Raw genomic sequence first — 17,482 nt, 5'->3', positions numbered from 1 at the left:
GGGGCGCTACCGCAGCTCGCGGAAGAAGCGGATCGTCGCCGCCTCGGCGAGCGCCGCCTGATTCGCCCGCATGTACTCCCGCGGGGGCTCCGTCGCCACGAGCTCCAGCAGGAACTCGACGCTGAGCGCCCACTTCTTCGCCAGTTCCTCCAGCTCCACGGAGGAGGGCATCGAATCCGGGCAGTCCTGCATCCGCTCCGCCCAGAGGATCAGGTTCTCGTCGGAGGGTCGGGTCTGCTCCCATTCCTCCCGCGCCTGATCCAGCGGCAGGCTCGGATCGGTGAGCCACGCCAGTTGCGACATCACGACCTCCTCCGCCTGCCTCCGGGCCGCTGTCAGCCGGGCGACCTTCTGCAAGAAAGTCTCTCCCTGCCGGTCGCTTCCCGCCAGCATTGACGCGAGGTTCGTCACCTGCGCCTGCATCTCCAGGCCCATCGCCTCGAAGAACGCCGCGGGATCGTTCAGTTCCGCCACCCGGCTCGGGGCCGTCGCCTGCCAATGCGACAGCGCGATCTGCCCGTACTTGTTCATCACCTGCCCCAGCCTCCCGAGCGGCGGTGAGCGCGGCGTCGGCCGCAGGGTCGTCGAGCCCCCACAGATCGAACTCCAGTTGCCCCGGCCAGGGCTTCCGGGATCGCTGCCACGCCATTCGCCGTCACCGCCCGCGCCCTACTGCTCCGCCGCGAGGTGGGCGTAGAACTCGTCCTCGATGGCCTGCCTGCGCGCCACGTCCTCCTTGACGAACTGCGTGAAGTCGGCGTCCCGGTTGGGGATCACCGTCTCCACGGGAGCGGGGCGCTCGTCCTCGCCCGGCCACACCGCCTGCCGCGTCGGGCGATCCGTGTTGAGCTTCGTGCCGCACGCGGTCACCGCGTCCCGAAGCTGCGGCATGAAGGCCCAGAAATCTCGCCACCAGCCGAACGGTGCCGAGCCGTGCTGCTTCTTGTCGTAGGCATTCAGGTAGTGCTGGCGCAGCGCCGACAGCGGCCACACCAGCTCCGGGTGCCGGTGCCAGTACGGCGGCACGACATTCACGCTCAGCCCGAACTCGTGGCGCACCCAGTTCACGAAGGCGTTCAGCTCCAACCACTCCACCTGCGCCTCGGCCGCGGTCAGGATGTTCCAGTTCACCGGGCGCGGCGGCTCGGGCGTATCCTCCGTCTCGGGGTCCGCCTCCTTGGCCGGCCTCGGCGAAGGGGTCACCGGCTCCGGCTCTTCGGGCGGGGGCACGTCGAAGTCGGGATCGTCTGGCGGGAACAGCGTCGTCTCGGTGGTCATGACGCGGCCTCACAGCGTCATCGGACGGGGCGACGGCTGCTGCGGAAGGGTCGGGTCGGGCGCTTCGATGGTCGTGCTCTCGACCTGCTGCGACCGCGAGCGGCCACGGTCGACGGCGTAGCTCGTGCGGGCGGCGTCGGGGCCGATGTGCGTGGCGATGAACTCCTCGCCGCTGACCGTCTCGCCGTTCTTCTCGTAGCTGAACTTCTGGACGTGGCCGCTGGCGACGAAGTTGTCGCCGCGCGCGAACTTCTCGTAGGCGTGCTCCGCGCTGCGCCGAAACATCTTGAACGGGTAGAACTTCGTCTCGCCCTGGGCGAACGAGCCGTCCGGGTTGCGCTCGAACTGCTCCTGACCGATCCAGGCGAACAGCCGCGCCTCACCGTCCTCGTTGAAGGACAACTGCGGGTCGCTGGCGAAGAAGCCCCACAGGGATTCTTTGGTTCGCATCGGGATGCTCCTAACTTCTCCTGCCGAGAGAGGATTGCTACCCGATAGGTGCGCAGGCTCGACCGTCCGCGCGCCCGGCTACTGTGATGACAGTGCTGAGAGGCGAGCGTCGCCTGGGCAGAGAATGCGAGAGGTAGGTCGTCCAGTGTCGTTCGTGACCACTCGACCCGCGAAGAGTTCGAGGATGAAGACGAGTACCTGCGTTCGATGAAGCAGGAGGACTCGTACCAGTTCTCATACGACTATGAGTACGTCGCCGACAGATTCGGCGACGGTGATGACGACGTGAAGCTGGAGAACGCGAGGCTCAACGTCTCGCTGTCTTGGGACGACTCCTCGGCTCCGGGATACGTCGTCTCGTGCACCGTCGATTCGCCGACCCCGATTCCAAACGACTGGACGGGCGACGCCGACCAGATCTTCAGTGACTTGTGGCATGCCGTCACCGCGGACCTGAGTTCCCTTGGTATCGGCTCGGAGCTGCACAAAGACTGGCCGATCTAGCGTCCGCGGTGGGCGCCGATCTGGCGGTCACGCGAAGTTGGTCAGTCGCCGATGACTGTTGCCTCACCTATCCCAGCGGTGCCCGGCTGCATGAGCGCCTCGACCTCGGCGCGCTGGGCGAGCAGCATCTCGGCATCCGGTCGGTTGAGCCAGTAGCGCATGGTCGTGATGATCGGCGGCGCGGAGCGCAGCAGCACGAGTGAAGTGCCCTGGGGCAGGGTGCGGATGTCTTCGACCTTCATGACCGGCACGCGACGGATCGAGCGTTGACTCGAGCGCAAGCCGCGTTCGCCGATGGTCACGGAGTCAGTCGTCTCGTCGCGTTCACCGATCAGTGTGGAGATGTCCTGGAGGTGCCGTGTGTCCGTCCCGCCGCCGAGCACGATCTTGGTGATGCTCGCGTCCCACATCGCGGTCGCGGCGTCGTCGCCCCAACGACCTCGCGCCTGGGCGAGCGACTGGAACACGGGCATCACCGTGAGACCCGTACCGCCGCCCTCTGCCATGAGGACCGGGAGCGAAGGCAGAGGCGCGAGGTTCCCGATCTCGTCGAGCGCGAGCAGCACGGGCGGGTCGAGTCGCGCGCCCGGCGAGCGCGCGGCGATGCGCCGGGCCGTCTCTACGAGGTCTTCGATGAACGCCGCGACGAGCGACGAGGACGCCCCGGCCCCGGCACCTGTCGCCAGGAGGTAGAGCGTGCCGGAGTCGCGCAGGAACGCCTCGGGGTCGAACTGCTCGTCCTCGCTGGGGCTGACCGCTTCCAGCACCCGCGGATCGGCGAGGGAGGCGAGTGAGAGCGAGACGCCCTGCCAGATTGAGTCGCGCGTGCGCGGGTCGGATTGCAGCATCCCGTCGAGTGACTCGGCCCATCCCGTCGCGGCCTCGGGGTGCGAGGCGAGAATGGAGACGGCATCCGCCGCAGCCGCGGGGTCGAGCGTCCAGCGGAACAGCTCGGCGGGTTGCCGGTGATCGAGCGCCGCAGCGTGCAGAAGCGCCTGAAGCGCCGTGCGGGTCTTGCCTTCCCAGAATCCGCCGTTCTCGACGGAGGGGCCGGAGAGCCCGGTTCCCGCGGCGAGACCTGTGCCGCGGATCATTGCCGTCAGGGGCACCTCGCACCCGCGGATCGGCGACCATCGCAGACCCGCAGGCACACCCTCGCCGAGATGCTGGGGATCGAACACGGAGACCGGGCCGCCGCGCGCCTGGCGAGCGCGGAGCGTCGCCGTGAGGTTGTCCGGCCGGGTCGAGGTCGTGATGACCGCACCGTGCGCGTCGAGGATGGTGTTGATGACGATGTTCGCGCCCTTCCCGGATCTCGGCGGGCCGATGAGCAGGATCGAGTCCTCGACGGATGTCCACACGCGCTTACCGCGCGAGGTGCCAAGGAGGTAGCCGACCTCCTCGGGCTTCGGGTCGGTGAGCGAGGGGCGCAGCGTCTTCGCGCGACGCAGAAGGTCACGTTCGGATGCGGCGCGCTGCACGTCGCGCGCATCAGCGATTCCCTCGATCCGGTTCGGGTCGGCCTTGGTCCGCTTGCCCAGCTCGCGCACCCATCGCCAGATGAACCACACAGTGGTGCCGACGGCGGCGAGCAGGAGTGCGGCGGTGATCCAGTAGGCGACGGGGCTGAGCGACGCGGAGCCGAGTGCCGAGCCGGGGTCGCCGGCATGGAAGACCACTCCGACTCCCGCTTCGAGACCCGCCGCGGGCTGGGGTGCGCCCGTGACGAACGCAGCGATGTTCCCGGCGAAGCGGAGCGCACCGGCCAGCAGCATCGCACCGATGAGCGCGCCGAGGGCGAGGTTCGTCAGTTCGTCGCCGAACACCCCGGCTCGAGGTGACGAGCTGGTCATGCCGGGTGTCCGACGATGCAGGTGCCCGAGACGCGACCGAGCAGGATGACCTCGCGCGTGGGGCTCAGATCGAGCAGACCCGGCTCGATCTGAGCCCTTGCCGCTCCCTCGCTGCTTGCGCCGGTGTGCCGGACGATGACCGCCACGGCAACCTCCTCGCCGGGGACGAATCCCTCGCCGTTCTGGAGTGCGAGCGGGTGCGAAGGCTCCGTTGCATCCTGCGCAGAGTCGCCATCCTCAACCGAGGCCGGCGGTTCCGCGGGCGGGGACTGGTCGAGGGACGCGGGGTGGAGCGCAGCGGTCACGATGTCCGTGTAAACGGTGCCATCGAGTTCGTGCACGACGACGCGCGCGGGCGAGTGACGCTGCTCGACGACCTCGCTGATGATCTGCGCGAAGGAGTGCCGCTGCCACGACGGGGCGAAGGGCGGCGGGTCGAACGGCTCCCCGTCGACCACGACGCGCAGCGTCGCGTCCGGCTGCACCGTCATCGTCACGACCGGCAGCACGGGCGGGACGGCAGTAGCGACCTCCTGCCCGCCACTCTCCCGGCGAGCGCGGCGACGCCGCGAAAGGGTAGTGGTCATCTCACGCAGCCCCAACTGCCGTGAGTTCGTGCGGATGGTCTAGTCCGTGATGGCTCATGCACACTAGGTGCGCCTCACGTGTCGGCTGGTCGATGAATCTCAGCGAAACGTCGGGAATCGTGCCCGTTCGTCACGAATCGTGGCGTGCGTTCGCGAATCCTGAACTCGCACCGCGAGGAACGCCCGGCTCCTCGGTCAGCGTCGCCGCATTCATACGGCGGAGGTCTCAGTGTCGCAGCAGCCGGGCACCGGCTAATCACGTCCGCTCGTGAAGCAAGAGTCAGCATGCGCTGACCATACAGCCAGCAGTGACCTATTGGAACTGGAAGGATGAAGTCATGCGAGCGGGCGTGGTGTGGATGGAGCGGTATCAGGTGCCGCTCTATCTGACTGCCCTCGTGCTCGGCGCGGCTGCCGGCCTGCTTGCCCCCGCGGTCAGTCATCCGGCGGAGGTCGCGATCAACCCGGTGCTCGGGTTGCTGCTCTACGCCACTTTCCTCGGGGTGCCGTTTGCGAGGATCGGGCAGGCGTTCCGCGACTGGCGTTTCCTCGCCACCATCCTCGTCGTCAACTTTGTCCTCGTGCCCGTGGTGGTGTTCCTGCTGTCGCGGATCGTCGCCTACGACCAGGTGCTGCTGGTCGGCGTGCTGTTCGTGCTGCTAACCCCGTGCGTGGATTACGTGATCGTGTTCACCGGCATCGCGGGCGGTGCGAAGGACAGGTTACTCGCGGCCGCCCCGATCCTGATGCTGGGTCAGATGCTCCTGCTGCCGCTCTACCTGCTGCTGTTCGTCGGTCCCGAGTTCGTCCAGGTCATCGACCTCGCCCCATTCGTCGAAGCGTTCCTGCTGCTCATCGTCCTGCCGCTGGTTGCGGCCGGGCTCACCCAGCTCGCCGCCGCCCGCACGCGCTGGGGAGTGGTGGTGCAGGAGGTCGTGCTGGGGGCGATGGTGCCGCTGATGATGCTCACCCTCGCCGTCGTCGTCGCCTCCCAGATCACCGGCGTCGGACAGCAACTCGGCGCGCTGCTGCTCGCCATTCCCGTCTATGTCCTGTTCGCGGCGGTCATGGTTCCCCTCGGCGCGGTGGCCGGGAGGGTGGCCCGGCTGGATGTGCCGGCGCGCAGGGCGATCGTGTTCAGCGGTGTGACCCGCAACTCCCTCGTTGTCCTCCCGCTCGTCCTCGCTCTGCCTGCCGCGTTCGACCTTGCCCCACTCGTCGTAGTCACGCAGACCCTCGTTGAGCTCATCGTGATGGTCGTCTTCGTCCGGCTCATCCCGCGGCTCCTCCGGGCCCGCATCGTGCGCGAGCGGCACCAGAGCGGATGAACACAAGAGTCGACAACTTGCCCATAGGTCACCGGTGACTGTATAGTCACCGCATGCTGACTATTGCTTCGCGACTTGATGTGATGAACCGGCTGGGCCGGGCCATGGCGGATCCGACGCGTTCCCGGATACTCATGACGCTGCTTGAGCACCCGAGCTACCCTGCTGTGCTCTCGCGAGAGCTGGAGTTGACGCGTTCGAATGTGTCCAACCACCTCACGTGTCTCCGTGATTGCGGGATCGTCGTTGCTGAACCTGAGGGTAGGCAGACCCGCTATGAGATCGCGGACCCGCACCTCGCGGCTGCGTTGACGTCTCTGATCGACGTCACGCTCGCGGTGGATGAGGATGCGCCGTGCGTGGATTCTGCGTGCACGGTGCCCGGATGCTGCGATACGGGGGTAGACGCGTGAGCGCGGTGACGGGGTCGCAAGTCGACGAGGTGGAGATCGACGACGATGATGACCATGATGGGCCGTGGTGGAAGGATCGCGAGATCCTGCTGCCGGTCTTCTCCGGTGTCGCGTTCCTGACGGGTCTGATTCTCGAGTGGTCCGGCCTCGAGATCCCGGCGTTGGTGCTGTTCTGGGCCGGACTGCTGGCCGGGGCGTCGACGTTCACTCCTGGCGCGATCCGGAAGCTGTTCAAGGGCAAGCTCGGCATCGGCCTGCTGATGACGATCAGCGCGATCGGCGCGGTCATCCTCGGCTACGTGGAGGAGGCCGCGGCGCTGGCGTTCTTGTACTCGATCGCTGAGGCGCTCGAGGACAAGGCGATGGATCGCGCCCGGGGCGGGCTGCGGGCGCTGCTGAAGCTCGTGCCGGAGACCGCGACTGTGCTGCAGGGCGGCGTGTCTGTGCAGGTGCAGGCGAAGGAGTTGACGGTCGGGCAGGTCATGGTGGTCCGTCCGGGTGAGCGGATCGCGACCGACGGGATCGTCCGTTCGGGGCGGTCCAGCCTGGATACCTCGGCGATCACCGGGGAGTCGATCCCCGTCGAGGTTGAGCCCGGTGATGCGGTGTCGGCCGGTGCGATCAACAGCGCCGGCGTTCTGGAGGTGGAGACGACGGCGGCGGGTACAGACAACTCGCTCACCACCATTGTCGAGTTGGTGGAGCAGGCGCAGACCGAGAAGGGCGAGCGTGCGCGTCTCGCCGACCGGATCGCACGCCCACTCGTCCCAGGTGTGCTGATCCTCGCCGCGCTTGTCGCGATCATCGGGTCGCTGCTGGGTGACCCGGAGGTGTGGATCACCCGTGCGCTCGTCGTGCTGGTCGCTGCCTCTCCGTGTGCGCTGGCGATCTCGGTTCCGTTGACGGTCGTCGCCGCGATCGGCGCGGCGAGCAAGTTCGGCGTGATCATCAAGTCCGGTGCTGTCTTCGAGCGCTTCGGCACGGTCCGGCACGTCGCCGTCGACAAGACCGGCACCCTCACCCGCAACGAGCCCGCGGTCACTGCCGTCCTTACCGCGGACGGCGTGACCGAGACCCAGGCGCTGGCGTGGGCGGCGGCGCTGGAGCAGCACAGCACGCATCCCCTCGCCGCTGCGATCAGCGCCGCGGCCCCGGGGACTCCGGCAGCTGCGGACGTGACCGAGCAGGCCGGGCATGGCATCGACGGCACCGTCGACGGATTGAGGATCACCGTCGGCAGTCCCCGCTGGCTGGACGCCGGCGACCTCGGTGACCAGGTCGCGGGTCTGGAAGAGCAGGGCATGACCGTCGTGATCGTGCACCGCGACGGGGTGCCGGTCGCGGCGATCGGCGTCCGTGACGAACTGCGCCCGGAAGTCCCTGAAGTCGTCCGGACCCTCGATGGTCAGGGCCTCGGCCTGACGATGCTCACCGGCGACAACGCCCGCACTGCTCGCGCTTTGGCGGCGCAGGCCGGGATCAGTGACGTGCGTGCGGAGTTGCGCCCGGAGGACAAAGCGACCGCGATCGGCGACCTGTCGCAGGCGGGATCCGTCGCGATGATCGGCGACGGCATCAACGACGCCCCTGCCCTCGCGTCCGCGGACATCGGCATCGCGATGGGTGCGACGGGTTCCGACGCGGCGATCGAGTCCGCCGATGTCGCCTTCACCGGCCACGACCTGCGTCTCATCCCGCGCGCGTTCGAACACGCGCGGCGGGGACGGCGGATCATCAACCAGAACATCATCCTGTCGCTGCTGATCATCACCGCGCTCCTCCCGCTCGCCCTCTTCGGGGTCCTGGGGCTCGCGGCCGTCGTCCTGGTCCACGAGGTCGCGGAGGTCATCGTGATCCTCAACGGCCTGCGCGCCGCGCGCACCCGCACGCCACGGGTGGAGAGCTGATGCTCGCAACCATCGGCTCCGCGATCGGCCTGTTCGCGGCGACCAACATCGACGATATCGTCGTGCTCACCGTGCTGTTCCTCGCATCCCGACGCGGGAAGCCCCGGCCATGGCAGATCGTCGCCGGTCAGTACCTCGGGTTCATCACCCTCGTCGTGATCAGCGTGATCGCCGCACTCGGTCTCACCATCGTTCCGGACGAATGGGTCGGCTTCCTCGGCCTCATCCCGCTCGGCATCGGCATCTGGACGCTCATTCGTGGCCTGCGCCGCAACGGTGACGACGATGACGACAAGATCACCGCGGTCGGACTATGGGGCGTCGCCGGGATCACCATCGCCAACGGCGCGGACAACATCTCCCTCTACACGCCGATCTTCCGCACCAGCACACCCGGTGACGTTGCGATCATGATCGTCGTTTTCCTGATCCTCGTCGCCGTCTGGTGTGCAGCCGGACGCCTGATCGGCACCCACAAGGCCGTTACCGAAACGCTGGAACGTGTCGAGCACTGGCTCGTACCCGTCGTGTTCATCGGCCTGGGCCTGTTCATCCTGATCGAGTCCGGCGTCCTCGTCCGCCTCTTCGAGGTTCTCGCATGACCCAGGACGCGAACACCGACGTCGAGCCCGCGTCGAGAGTTCAGCCGCAGAGAGGGCGCTGGCGGATTACGGTCTGGGCGCTCTTGATCGGCCTGGTCGCGATCCTGGTCGATCAGGGAACAAAAGCATGGGCCGAGGCCACTCTGTCGGAGTACGAGCGCATCCCGCTGATCGGCGACCTGCTGGGCCTGCAACTCGCCTACAACCCTGGCGCAGCGTTCTCCTTCGGCGAGGGCTCCACCTGGGTATTCGCATTGGCGGCTGTCGCCGCCACGGTCACCGCGATCGTGTTCGCGTTCCGAGTCCGACGCCCTGGATGGGCGATCGTGATCGGGGCGCTCGGCGGGGCCGCCGCTTCACATGCCGGCGACCGACTCTTCCGCCAACCAGGATTCGCCCGGGGGCACGTCGTGGACTTCCTCGCCTACGGCAACTGGTTCATCGGGAACGTCGCCGACATCGTCATCGTCACCGCCGCGATCGCCGCGGCAGTCCTCCTGCTCCGCAAAGACGAGAGCTGACGCGGTCTCCTGAGCACCCACACTGCGCGCTGCAGATTAAAAGCTGATGCTTGCGGCCATCGGCCCAGCGATCGCCCTGGCACGGTAGCGTCGTCATCCCTTCGTCGTGGTCAGCCTCGGGGCGAGTCTCTGGATTCGCGCGGCGAGGTCCTCGAAGGCTGTATCGAACGCGGCATCAGACCCGTCGCGCACCGGGTCGGGCACCGACCAATGCACCCTTCCCGCGCCGGCGAGTTCCTCGTGGGCGGTGTCGCAGACCGTGACCACGAAATCGTCCGCATTGAGCACGCCTTCCAGTGCGCGCGGTCGCGCGGCGCGGAGGGTGAGGCCGTGCCGGTTCGCGGCGGTGATCGCGCCGGGCTCGATCACGTCCGCCGGGTGCGTGCCGGCCGAGGCGACCGGGACGTCGCTGGCGTCGTGCCATAGGGCGGCGGCGAGCTGGGAGCGGGCGGAGTTGCCGGTGCAGACGAACAACACCCGCCGCACCCCGAGCGCCGCCGACGGGGTCAGCCCAGAGAACGCGTCGGGGGCAAGGTGCAGGTAGGTGCGGCGCCGGTCGGCCTCCGACCGAGTGCGCACCAGCAGCCCAGCGTGCTCAAGCTGGTTCAGGTGATGCGCGAGCAGGCTGGACGAGATCCCCAGCTCGGCTTGCAACTCGACCGGGGCGACATCGCCCAGGGTCAGTAGGTCCATGATCCGCAGCCGCACCGGATCGGCCAGCGCCGCATACCGCGCCACCCGCCCCGCAAGGTCAGTTCGCTCAATGTTCATTACCTCAATAGTGACTGAGCAATGTATCGTCGTTAAGGTGAACCACGAAAAGAGCACGACACCGACGCCCGCCCCGCTGTGGCGGCGCGCGGTCGCGGAGTTCCTCGGTGCCGGTCTGCTGGTGACCGTCGTGGTCGGTTCCGGCATCGCCGCCCAGCGCCTGTCGCCGGGCGATGTCGGGCTGCAGTTGCTGGAGAACTCGCTGGCGACCGCGCTCGGCCTGGCCGTGCTCATCCTGATCTTCCAGCCCGTCAGCGGGGCTCACCTCAACCCGGTCGTCACCCTCGCCGACCGGCTCCTCGGCACCCGCCACCGTCCGACCGAGATCACCGCATACCTCGTCGCCCAGATCACCGGAGGGATCGGCGGCGCGGTCCTGGCAGACCTGATGTTCGACACCCCGACGACGATCGCCACGACGGATCGGCTCTCGGCAGGGCATCTGCTCGGCGAGATCGTCGCCACCGCCGGCCTCGTCCTGCTGATCTTCGCCCTGGCCCGCACCGGCCGCAGCGCCCTGGCTGCCCCCGCGGTCGGCGCCTACATCGGGGCCGCTTACTGGTTCACCTCCTCGACCTCATTCGCCAACCCCGCGGTGACGATCGGCCGGATCTTCACCGACACCTTCGCCGGCATCGCCCCGACCGCCGCCGTGTGGTTCCTCGCCGCACAGCTCGTCGGCGCCGCCATGGGCGCCGTCCTTGTTCTCCTGCTCTTCCCGAATCGAAGGGCCCACCAATGACCCACCTGATCGCCATCGGCGGCTCCGACGCCGGCATCTCCGCCGCCCTCCGCGCCCGCGAACTCGACCCGACCACCGACGTGACTGTCGTGGTCGCGGACGAGTACCCGAATTTCTCCATCTGCGGCATCCCCTACTACTTCACCGGCGAGGTCCAGCCGTGGCAGTCCCTCGCGCACCGCACTGCCGCAGACCTGGAAGCGACCGGGATGAGTCTGCGGTTGAACACCTATGCGACGGGCATCGACGTCAACGGGCAGAGGCTCACCGTCCGCAACCCGGACGGGTCGTCGGAGGGGATCGCCTACGACGAGCTGATCGTCGGCACCGGTGCGCTCCCGTCCCACGCAGACATCGCCGGCCTCGACACGCTCGGCCCGGCGGACGGGGTGCATGTCATCCACTCGATGGGCGACACCTTCGCCCTCGACCACGACCTCACCACCCGGCAACCGGCCTCGGCGATCATCGTCGGCGCCGGCTACGTCGGCCTCGAGATGGCCGAAGCGTTCATCACCCGCGGGATGACCGTCACCCAGCTCCAGCGCGGCTCCGAAGTGCTCTCCACCCTCGACCCTGAACTCGGTGCCCTCGTCCACGAGGAGCTCACGACTCATGGCGTCGAGGTCGTCACCGGATCGACCGTCACCGGGATCGAGAAGACCCCGGCCGGCCTCGCCGTCACCGGCACCCGCGACGGCCAGCCGTTCACGCAGACCACGGACCTCGTCCTCGTCGTGGTCGGTGTCCGGCCGAACACAGAGCTGCTCGAACGGGCCGGGGCAAGCCTCGGCGCGGGCCGCGCGGTCGTCGTCGACGAGCACATGCGCACCGGGCTTCCGCATGTCTGGGCTGCAGGCGACGGCATCATCACGCACCACCGCCTCCTCGGGCAGACCTACCTGCCATTGGGCACCACGAGCCACAAACAGGGCCGCATCGCTGGAGAAAACGCCCTCGGCGGCAACCGCGCCTTCGCCGGATCGGTCGGCACCCAGGTCGTCAAGGTCTTCGACCTGATCGCGGCCCGCACCGGCCTGCGCGACCACGAGGCGATCACCGCCGGATACACGCCCTCGACCATCGACGCGGCTGCGGACGACCACAAGCGGTACTACCCCGGTGCGCACCCCATCCACTTCCGTATCACCGGCGACACCGGCGACGGACGCCTACTCGGCGCGCAACTCGTCGGCAGGCGCGGCACCGAGGTCGCCAAGCGCATCGACACCTTCGCCACCGCCCTTTACGCCGGACTCACCATCGAGCAGTTCGACGACCTCGACCTCTCCTACACCCCGCCCCTCGGCTCCCCGTGGGACGCCGTCCAAGTCGCGACCCAGGCATGGGAGGCCTCGCAGCGCCGCAGCCTCACCCCCGCATAGACACGAGCGCGACAACCGCGGGAACTCCCCAAGTGCGCTGAAACCGGACGTGAGTTCCAGCCTCAACCGGCTTCAGGATTCCTGAACTTACGGGAGTCACCTCTCGCCTTCTGACCTGTCTCGTACATCGCAAGTTCGGCAGGGTGGAGCTGGTGCTGGACGACGAACGAGCGGTTCTTGATCCGCCAGAGCCCCTGCCCGGTGCCGAGACCGGGGAGCAGCCCTTGCTCGGTGCCGGTGAGCCCGAGGGCCTGGGCGGTCGCGCCGAGCTGATCGCTCTCCTGCCGGTAGATCACCCTCGTCTCCGCGTTGGCGAGGAGCGACGAGGCGAGTGCGCGCATCGCCGAGCCCTGGTCGCCTACGTTGTCGAGGTCGCTGAGCTTGTGGAAGATGAGCAGGTTGGCGATGCCGTAGTGCCGCGCGAGCCGCCACTGTGCGTCCATCCGGCGCAGCAGCGCCGGATGCGACATGAGCCGCCACGCCTCGTCGTACACGACCCACCTCGGGCCGCCCGCCGGGTCGAGCAGCGCCGATTCCATCCACGCCGACGAACACGTCATGAGCACGGAGATGAGCGTCGAGTTCTCCGCAACCCGCGACAGGTCTAGCGACACCATCGGCAGCGACGGGTCGAAGCGCACGGTGCTCGGGCCGTCGAACAGTCCCGCCAAGTCACCGGCTACGAGTCTCCGCAGCGCGTGTCCGACGAGTCGGCCGTCCTCGGCGAGCCTGCCATCGTCGTTCTCAGCGTTCGGAGCGAGGATGCGGTCGACCACCATCGGAAGGATCGGCACCTCGGCCGAGCGCACCGCATCGGCGAGCGCGATGTCGACGGCTGTGTGCTCCAGTGGGGTGAGGCCGCGGTCGAGGACGGTCTCGGCGAGTGCGCCGATCAGGTCGCGTCGTCGGGAGGTGACCTGGCTCTGCCACTCGGCATCGCTGAGGCCCGAAGGCCGGTGCCCTTCATCGAGGGGATTCAGCCGCGTAGACATCCCGTGCCCCAGCATGATCGCCCGACCGCCGACCGCCTCAGCGACGGCCGTGTGCTCGCCTTTCGGATCGCCGGGGACGTACACCCTCCGACCGAATGGGATTGACCGTGTATAGAGACTCTTGGCGAGCGAGGACTTGCCGGAGCCGACGATCCCCGCGAGCACGATGTTCGGTGCGGTGATGACGCCCTGCGCGTAGAGCACCCACGGGTCGTAGACGAATGAAGCCCCGCTGTAGAGATCCTGGCCGACGAACACGCCAGCGGAGCCGAGCCCGCCCTCGGCGAGGAACGGATACGCCCCTGCCAGCGTCGCGCTTGTGTCCTGGTGGCGCGGCAGCCGAAAACGGCCGGGCGTGCGGAGTGCCGCGGGCCGCGTCTCGCCGGACGGTGGCAGGTAAGTTGTCGCCCGCCTTGCCTCGCGTTCGGCCTCCCATGTCGCCCGCGCCCGCTCCTGCTGGGCCTTGCGGTCGGCAGTCTCGATCTTGCTCGCCGCCCGCCGTCGCGCCTTCCGCGCGGCGCGGCGCTCGCCCGCCGGGTCGAGCAGGACCGCGGTGTGCAGGCGCTCGCGGTCGCCGGGGCTCATAGTGATAGTCCTCGCCGGGAGCTGATCGGGGGTGCCTCGAACGGGTCGCGGGAGAACGGGTCCAACTCAGGTCGACTGGCGACAGGTGCCGGGTGCCACGCGATGTAGCTCGAATGCTGCGACGCCTGATCGACGGCGGTCTCGGCTGACTGGACGAGTTCTGCGGCCCTACGCAGTGCGTTGGCGGCGGCCCAAGCCTCGTCAACCCCGGCCTCGTGGTCGCCGTTGTCGAGGAACGCCTTGTCCTGGTGCAGGACATGCGCCGCCGCAACCTGCTCCAGCACTTGCTCCAGGGAGCGCAGCGTCCCTAGCAGCTCGCCGACCACCTCATAGGTGTCCTCGGGGTCGGCGAAGGCCCGGCTCGCATGAGCGAGTGCCCGCACCGCCTGGCGGGTCTCCGTGGCGTCCTGCACGGGGTTGCTGAAGGTTGGCATGGCTACTCCTTCCGGGGTCGAGGGCTGGGTGCGTCACACGTCCCGACAGAGCGGGATCGCGGCGACGGCGAATGCGGTGGCCTGCTGGCCGACGAGTCTGCGCGTTTCACAGGACGCCTGGACCGCGGCTTGCTCGATGGCGGCGACGGCGGCATCCAGCTCATCGACCGTGGGCGCGGAGACGGAGATGAGGCCCGTGTAGCGGAGCACGCCGTGCCCCGCGGTGAGGTCGGACTCCTGCTGGAGCACGTCCTGGTACTCAGCCGTGCGCGAGGCGTCCTCGACCTGCCCGATCTTCGCACGTTGGGTCGCGTCGGAGAGCAGACCGACCTTCTTCTTCCGCAGGTCTCGGGCCGCAACATCGGCGCGAACCGGCGTGCAGATGAGCGAGAACGTGCGCTGCACGCCGGAGGTCAGCAGCAGCGGCGCGAGGAATCCGGGGTAGACCTGCGAACGTGGCCACTCGGAGAGCCAGAGCACGGTGTGGTGGGCCGAATCGGTACGCACCCGATCCCAACTCTCGGCGACCGCGACTGGCCCGGCAGTTGCGAGGGAGCGGCCGATGTCGGCGTGCCGCTCCAGCGCGGGCGCGGCAGCCGGGTCGTAAGCGGAGCGCAGGATAACAGCGACTTCGCCGGGCGCGAGCCAGCCGGTCGTGGCGAGGTCCGCAGCTCGCAGCGCCGTAACGAGCGTGGTCATCTCCTGACGCAACACGGCGGCAGCTCCACGGATGCCGCCGCCCGCTGAGCGGATCTGGCGTCCCGAGGCGTTCATATCGAGCGCAATCGAGATGGTCGTCGCATGGCGCTCGCCGGTCGGCCCAGCACGCTCGATCAGCTCCCGGTAGGTGGTCGCAGGCCAGGATTCATCGTCGGTGCCGTGCCTGGCCCACCATTCGGCGAGCCCCGTGCCTGAGTCCGGCAGCGTCCGCTCGCAGACCTGGAGCCGGGCGATCCGGCCTGAGCGGCACGCGGTAGCGAGCACCCGACCCCAGCCGTTGATCCGCCGCTGCTGCTCGCCCGGATCGAGCAGCACGAACGCCGGGTGCGTCACCCCCAGCACCGCGGTCAGGGTCTGAGCGTGGGGGTCGTGCACCATCGCCGCGCCCGTCTCGGGATCGACCCATTCGCGCAGCGCGGTCGCATCGCCGGGGAGCGCGAGCGTGCCGACGGGACGCGGCTTGATGACGCGGCGGCGGAAGATCAACTGCCCAGCGGTGCTCCGCCACATCCAGCGCGACACGATGGGCAGCCAGTCCACGAGCTTGCGCCCGCCCACGGGGACGACCGCGAGCAGCAGACAGCTGAGCCAGATCGGGGATGTCCAGACCAGCCCCATGCCACCGCCCGTGTAGATCGTGGCGACGACCGTGACCACGCCGATGCCCAGCACGATCAACTGCGAGATCGACAGTCCGAGCAGGATGCCACGGTGCGCGAGTCGGGAGAACTGCACGGGGGAGAGCTGCTGCTCGGGAGCCGGAGGGTGCCGGGTGGCCATGTTCTACCCCTTCCTCGGTGCCACGGGTATCGGCGGCGTTGATGTCTCTGCGTGCCCGGCTGCTGCGCCGCCGACCGCGGCACCGACTTTCGGCCCAGTTGTCGCTGCGGCTTTGACAACTTGCGCCCCGACGACGGCGGCGGCCGCAGGCCCGGCCGCTGCTGCCCCGGCACCTGCCGCGCCTCCCGACGCCGCCGCCCCGCCACCGGAAGCGGCCGCCCCGCCACCTGCGCCCGCAGCGCCGCCTGCTGCGCCACTTGCAGCGGGAGCTGTGCTCGGCGCGGGAGGAGTCCCGCCTCTCGCGCCGCTTTGCCCTCCGAGGACGGACTTTGCCGCGTTCGGCTGAGCCTTGACCGGCAGCGGGACGGGTCGGTTGAGCGCCGACTTCGCTTCCTGCTCGCTCGACATCGCGTGGTACATGTCGAAGCCCACGAACGAGATGAACTTGTACGTCAGGTACGGCGCGAACGCGGCGATGAACATCAGCACGACGCCCGAGATCGGGTCACTGATCGAGGCGAGGTCGAGGTCGATGGGCGCGCTGATCTGCGCAATGGCGACGAGGAACACGACGACGATGACGAGCTTCGAGAAGATGAGCGCCACGACGAACGCCGCCCAGCGTCCGAACCAACCCTTCGCGGCATCCCAGGTGAACCCGGCGAGTGCGATGGGCGCGAAGACGATGGCGACCAGCAGCAGCGCCTTACGGATGAGCAGCGTGAACCATACGATGCCCGCACCCGCGATGCCGAGCCCGGCAAGGAAGATCGTGATGATCGCACCGACGCCGGGCGAGGCGATGTTGATCGTCGTCAGCCCAGCGGCGAGCAGGGCCATGCGGTCGCCGATGCCTTCCATCGTGTTGCCAGTCGCCTGCACGATGCCGATGGTGAGCTGATCGGTGACCTCCAACAGGGTCGCGGTGAGGGTGATGGCGACGAACGATCCGAGCACCGACTTGGCGAGTCCCACGCCCGCGCGCGACAGTGCCATCGGATCTCGATGCACGAGCCCGGTGATGAGTTGGAGGCAGAAGAAGACGAGCATGACGAAGATCGCCACCCCGAACAGCACGTTGTAGACCGAGACGTACTGGCTTCCAGTGACGTCGACGAGCGTTGTCGAGTCGAACACCGCCCACACGCTCTCGTACACCGACCTTCCCCCGACCGGCGAGGTGCGGGTTCGAGCTGTTGGCCCCGTAGCCCCAGACCACGGTCGAGATGATGAGGGCGAGGACAGCGAGAATGAGCCCCACCGTCATGGCCGCGCCGACGATGACGCGGAGTTGTTCGATGCCGGGCAACCCGTCGGTATTGGGGTCGATGTCGATCACTTGTGCGCTCCTTGGGACTGGCTAGAGAAGGTCTCTCGCAGTTAGGAGTTAGGTGGGCACGTTGCACCGGACGCTCGATGTCGGCGGGTCGTGGCACGATGACGGCATGAGGACACGACCGCGCGAGGGGCTCAACCTATAGCCCTGGTTCGTCCTTCGCCGAGGGGCAGCGGGCCGGGGCACTGAGCACCCTCGGAGGCCCCGCAGTGTCTCGTACCGACGCCCATGTTCCGCTTCGTATCCGTGTCGCCCGTGGTGACATCGGTCATGCGGAAATCCACGACCACGCCG

Annotated in this window: 18 protein-coding genes and 1 pseudogene; 8 read left to right on the top strand and 11 right to left on the bottom strand. The window is 68.3% G+C overall.

Translation table 11 applies throughout. The features are described from left to right. Positions 1-6 precede the first annotated feature (6 nt). The 3 genes from AC3ENO_RS04060 to AC3ENO_RS04050 all read right to left on the bottom strand — a co-directional run bounded on the left by AC3ENO_RS04060 (position 7) and on the right by AC3ENO_RS04050 (position 1,728). Positions 7-531: a hypothetical protein gene (locus tag AC3ENO_RS04060; protein ID WP_434969414.1), complete on the bottom strand. Its 525-nt coding sequence runs from the start codon at positions 529-531 to the stop codon at positions 7-9. 138 nt (positions 532-669) lie between these two features. Further along, complete coding sequence (locus AC3ENO_RS04055) at positions 670-1,278, bottom strand: hypothetical protein (RefSeq protein WP_434969327.1); 609 nt, start codon at positions 1,276-1,278, stop codon at positions 670-672. 9 nt (positions 1,279-1,287) lie between these two features. After that, positions 1,288-1,728, bottom strand: a complete 441-nt coding sequence (locus tag AC3ENO_RS04050) for a single-stranded DNA-binding protein (RefSeq protein WP_434969326.1) — start codon at positions 1,726-1,728, stop codon at positions 1,288-1,290. 207 nt (positions 1,729-1,935) lie between these two features. Here AC3ENO_RS04050 and AC3ENO_RS04045 point away from each other — a divergent pair, with 207 nt between their 5' ends. Beyond that, positions 1,936-2,232 (top strand): hypothetical protein, encoded by a 297-nt coding sequence (locus tag AC3ENO_RS04045; protein ID WP_434969325.1) that lies wholly within the window; start codon positions 1,936-1,938, stop codon positions 2,230-2,232. 41 nt (positions 2,233-2,273) lie between these two features. Here the strand turns inward: AC3ENO_RS04045 and AC3ENO_RS04040 are convergent, their stop codons facing one another. Continuing rightward, entirely contained in the window at positions 2,274-4,085 is a 1,812-nt protein-coding gene (locus AC3ENO_RS04040; RefSeq protein ID WP_434969324.1) for a type IV secretory system conjugative DNA transfer family protein, read from the bottom strand. Beyond that, positions 4,082-4,672, bottom strand: a complete 591-nt coding sequence (locus AC3ENO_RS04035; protein ID WP_434969323.1) for a hypothetical protein — start codon at positions 4,670-4,672, stop codon at positions 4,082-4,084. The genes AC3ENO_RS04040 and AC3ENO_RS04035 overlap by 4 nt, the downstream gene beginning before the upstream one ends. A 338-nt stretch (positions 4,673-5,010) precedes the next feature. Here AC3ENO_RS04035 and AC3ENO_RS04030 point away from each other — a divergent pair, with 338 nt between their 5' ends. Genes AC3ENO_RS04030 through AC3ENO_RS04010 form a run of 5 tightly spaced genes read left to right on the top strand, consistent with a single transcriptional unit; the run spans position 5,011 to position 9,443 of the window. Beyond that, on the top strand, positions 5,011-6,000 hold the full coding sequence (locus tag AC3ENO_RS04030) for a bile acid:sodium symporter (RefSeq protein ID WP_434969322.1): 990 nt from the start codon (positions 5,011-5,013) through the stop codon (positions 5,998-6,000). A 53-nt stretch (positions 6,001-6,053) separates the two neighbouring features. After that, positions 6,054-6,413: a Cd(II)/Pb(II)-sensing metalloregulatory transcriptional regulator CmtR gene (cmtR, locus tag AC3ENO_RS04025; RefSeq protein WP_031289545.1), complete on the top strand. Its 360-nt coding sequence runs from the start codon at positions 6,054-6,056 to the stop codon at positions 6,411-6,413. Further along, complete coding sequence (locus AC3ENO_RS04020; protein ID WP_434969321.1) at positions 6,410-8,320, top strand: heavy metal translocating P-type ATPase; 1,911 nt, start codon at positions 6,410-6,412, stop codon at positions 8,318-8,320. The genes cmtR and AC3ENO_RS04020 overlap by 4 nt, the downstream gene beginning before the upstream one ends. Continuing rightward, complete coding sequence (locus AC3ENO_RS04015) at positions 8,320-8,922, top strand: cadmium resistance transporter (protein WP_434969320.1); 603 nt, start codon at positions 8,320-8,322, stop codon at positions 8,920-8,922. The genes AC3ENO_RS04020 and AC3ENO_RS04015 overlap by 1 nt, the downstream gene beginning before the upstream one ends. Beyond that, entirely contained in the window at positions 8,919-9,443 is a 525-nt protein-coding gene (locus tag AC3ENO_RS04010) for a signal peptidase II (RefSeq protein WP_434969319.1), read from the top strand. The genes AC3ENO_RS04015 and AC3ENO_RS04010 overlap by 4 nt, the downstream gene beginning before the upstream one ends. A 93-nt stretch (positions 9,444-9,536) precedes the next feature. Here AC3ENO_RS04010 and AC3ENO_RS04005 read toward each other — a convergent pair whose 3' ends face one another. Then, positions 9,537-10,214 (bottom strand): arsenate reductase/protein-tyrosine-phosphatase family protein, encoded by a 678-nt coding sequence (locus AC3ENO_RS04005; RefSeq protein WP_434969318.1) that lies wholly within the window; start codon positions 10,212-10,214, stop codon positions 9,537-9,539. A gap of 37 nt (positions 10,215-10,251) precedes the next feature. Here AC3ENO_RS04005 and AC3ENO_RS04000 point away from each other — a divergent pair, with 37 nt between their 5' ends. Together AC3ENO_RS04000 and AC3ENO_RS03995 are read left to right on the top strand one after the other, a co-directional pair. Continuing rightward, entirely contained in the window at positions 10,252-10,956 is a 705-nt protein-coding gene (locus tag AC3ENO_RS04000; RefSeq protein ID WP_434969317.1) for an aquaporin, read from the top strand. Then, positions 10,953-12,341, top strand: a complete 1,389-nt coding sequence (locus AC3ENO_RS03995; protein WP_434969316.1) for an FAD-dependent oxidoreductase — start codon at positions 10,953-10,955, stop codon at positions 12,339-12,341. Before AC3ENO_RS04000 ends, AC3ENO_RS03995 begins: the two co-directional genes overlap by 4 nt. A 62-nt stretch (positions 12,342-12,403) precedes the next feature. On the opposite strand, the gene AC3ENO_RS03990 is transcribed toward AC3ENO_RS03995, so the two are convergent. The 5 genes and pseudogenes from AC3ENO_RS03990 to AC3ENO_RS03970 form a co-directional block, all read right to left on the bottom strand. Next, positions 12,404-13,918 carry an ATP-binding protein gene (locus tag AC3ENO_RS03990; RefSeq protein ID WP_434969315.1) on the bottom strand — a complete coding sequence of 505 codons (1,515 nt, stop codon included), beginning with the start codon at positions 13,916-13,918 and terminating at the stop codon, positions 12,404-12,406. Then, positions 13,915-14,352, bottom strand: a complete 438-nt coding sequence (locus AC3ENO_RS03985) for a hypothetical protein (protein WP_434969314.1) — start codon at positions 14,350-14,352, stop codon at positions 13,915-13,917. Before AC3ENO_RS03985 ends, AC3ENO_RS03990 begins: the two co-directional genes overlap by 4 nt. Positions 14,353-14,385: 33 nt before the next feature. Then, positions 14,386-15,852, bottom strand: coding sequence for an SCO6880 family protein (locus tag AC3ENO_RS03980; RefSeq protein WP_434969313.1), 1,467 nt, complete (start codon positions 15,850-15,852; stop codon positions 14,386-14,388). A gap of 3 nt (positions 15,853-15,855) precedes the next feature. Continuing rightward, entirely contained in the window at positions 15,856-17,010 is a 1,155-nt protein-coding gene (locus tag AC3ENO_RS03975) for a conjugal transfer protein TrbL (protein ID WP_434969312.1), read from the bottom strand. Continuing rightward, positions 17,006-17,191 (bottom strand): annotated as a pseudogene (locus tag AC3ENO_RS03970) (DUF6112 family protein); the annotation flags it as partial. The pseudogene AC3ENO_RS03970 and the gene AC3ENO_RS03975, both read right to left, overlap by 5 nt. Between the last annotated feature and the right edge of the window lie 291 nt (positions 17,192-17,482).

The sequence above is a fragment of the Microbacterium sp. bgisy207 genome, from assembly GCF_057706855.1.
The sequence above is the reverse complement of the archived record's forward strand: the minus strand, read 5'-3'. Positions and strand labels throughout refer to the sequence as shown.

Excerpts from the sequence above, each read along its gene's own strand:
- AC3ENO_RS04030 (WP_434969322.1), top strand. The coding sequence starts at position 5,011 with ATGCGAGCGGGCGTGGTGTGGATGGAGCGGTATCAGGTGCCGCTCTAT.
- AC3ENO_RS04045 (WP_434969325.1), top strand. The coding sequence starts at position 1,936 with ATGAAGCAGGAGGACTCGTACCAGTTCTCATACGACTATGAGTACGTC.
- AC3ENO_RS04010 (WP_434969319.1), top strand. The coding sequence starts at position 8,919 with ATGACCCAGGACGCGAACACCGACGTCGAGCCCGCGTCGAGAGTTCAG.
- AC3ENO_RS04055 (WP_434969327.1), bottom strand. The coding sequence starts at position 1,278 with ATGACCACCGAGACGACGCTGTTCCCGCCAGACGATCCCGACTTCGAC.
- AC3ENO_RS03985 (WP_434969314.1), bottom strand. The coding sequence starts at position 14,352 with ATGCCAACCTTCAGCAACCCCGTGCAGGACGCCACGGAGACCCGCCAG.
- AC3ENO_RS04060 (WP_434969414.1), bottom strand. The coding sequence starts at position 531 with ATGAACAAGTACGGGCAGATCGCGCTGTCGCATTGGCAGGCGACGGCC.
- AC3ENO_RS04050 (WP_434969326.1), bottom strand. The coding sequence starts at position 1,728 with ATGCGAACCAAAGAATCCCTGTGGGGCTTCTTCGCCAGCGACCCGCAG.
- AC3ENO_RS04005 (WP_434969318.1), bottom strand. The coding sequence starts at position 10,214 with ATGAACATTGAGCGAACTGACCTTGCGGGGCGGGTGGCGCGGTATGCG.
- AC3ENO_RS03990 (WP_434969315.1), bottom strand. The coding sequence starts at position 13,918 with ATGAGCCCCGGCGACCGCGAGCGCCTGCACACCGCGGTCCTGCTCGAC.
- AC3ENO_RS03980 (WP_434969313.1), bottom strand. The coding sequence starts at position 15,852 with ATGGCCACCCGGCACCCTCCGGCTCCCGAGCAGCAGCTCTCCCCCGTG.
- cmtR (WP_031289545.1), top strand. The coding sequence starts at position 6,054 with ATGCTGACTATTGCTTCGCGACTTGATGTGATGAACCGGCTGGGCCGG.
- AC3ENO_RS04035 (WP_434969323.1), bottom strand. The coding sequence starts at position 4,672 with ATGACCACTACCCTTTCGCGGCGTCGCCGCGCTCGCCGGGAGAGTGGC.
- AC3ENO_RS04015 (WP_434969320.1), top strand. The coding sequence starts at position 8,320 with ATGCTCGCAACCATCGGCTCCGCGATCGGCCTGTTCGCGGCGACCAAC.
- AC3ENO_RS04040 (WP_434969324.1), bottom strand. The coding sequence starts at position 4,085 with ATGACCAGCTCGTCACCTCGAGCCGGGGTGTTCGGCGACGAACTGACG.
- AC3ENO_RS03995 (WP_434969316.1), top strand. The coding sequence starts at position 10,953 with ATGACCCACCTGATCGCCATCGGCGGCTCCGACGCCGGCATCTCCGCC.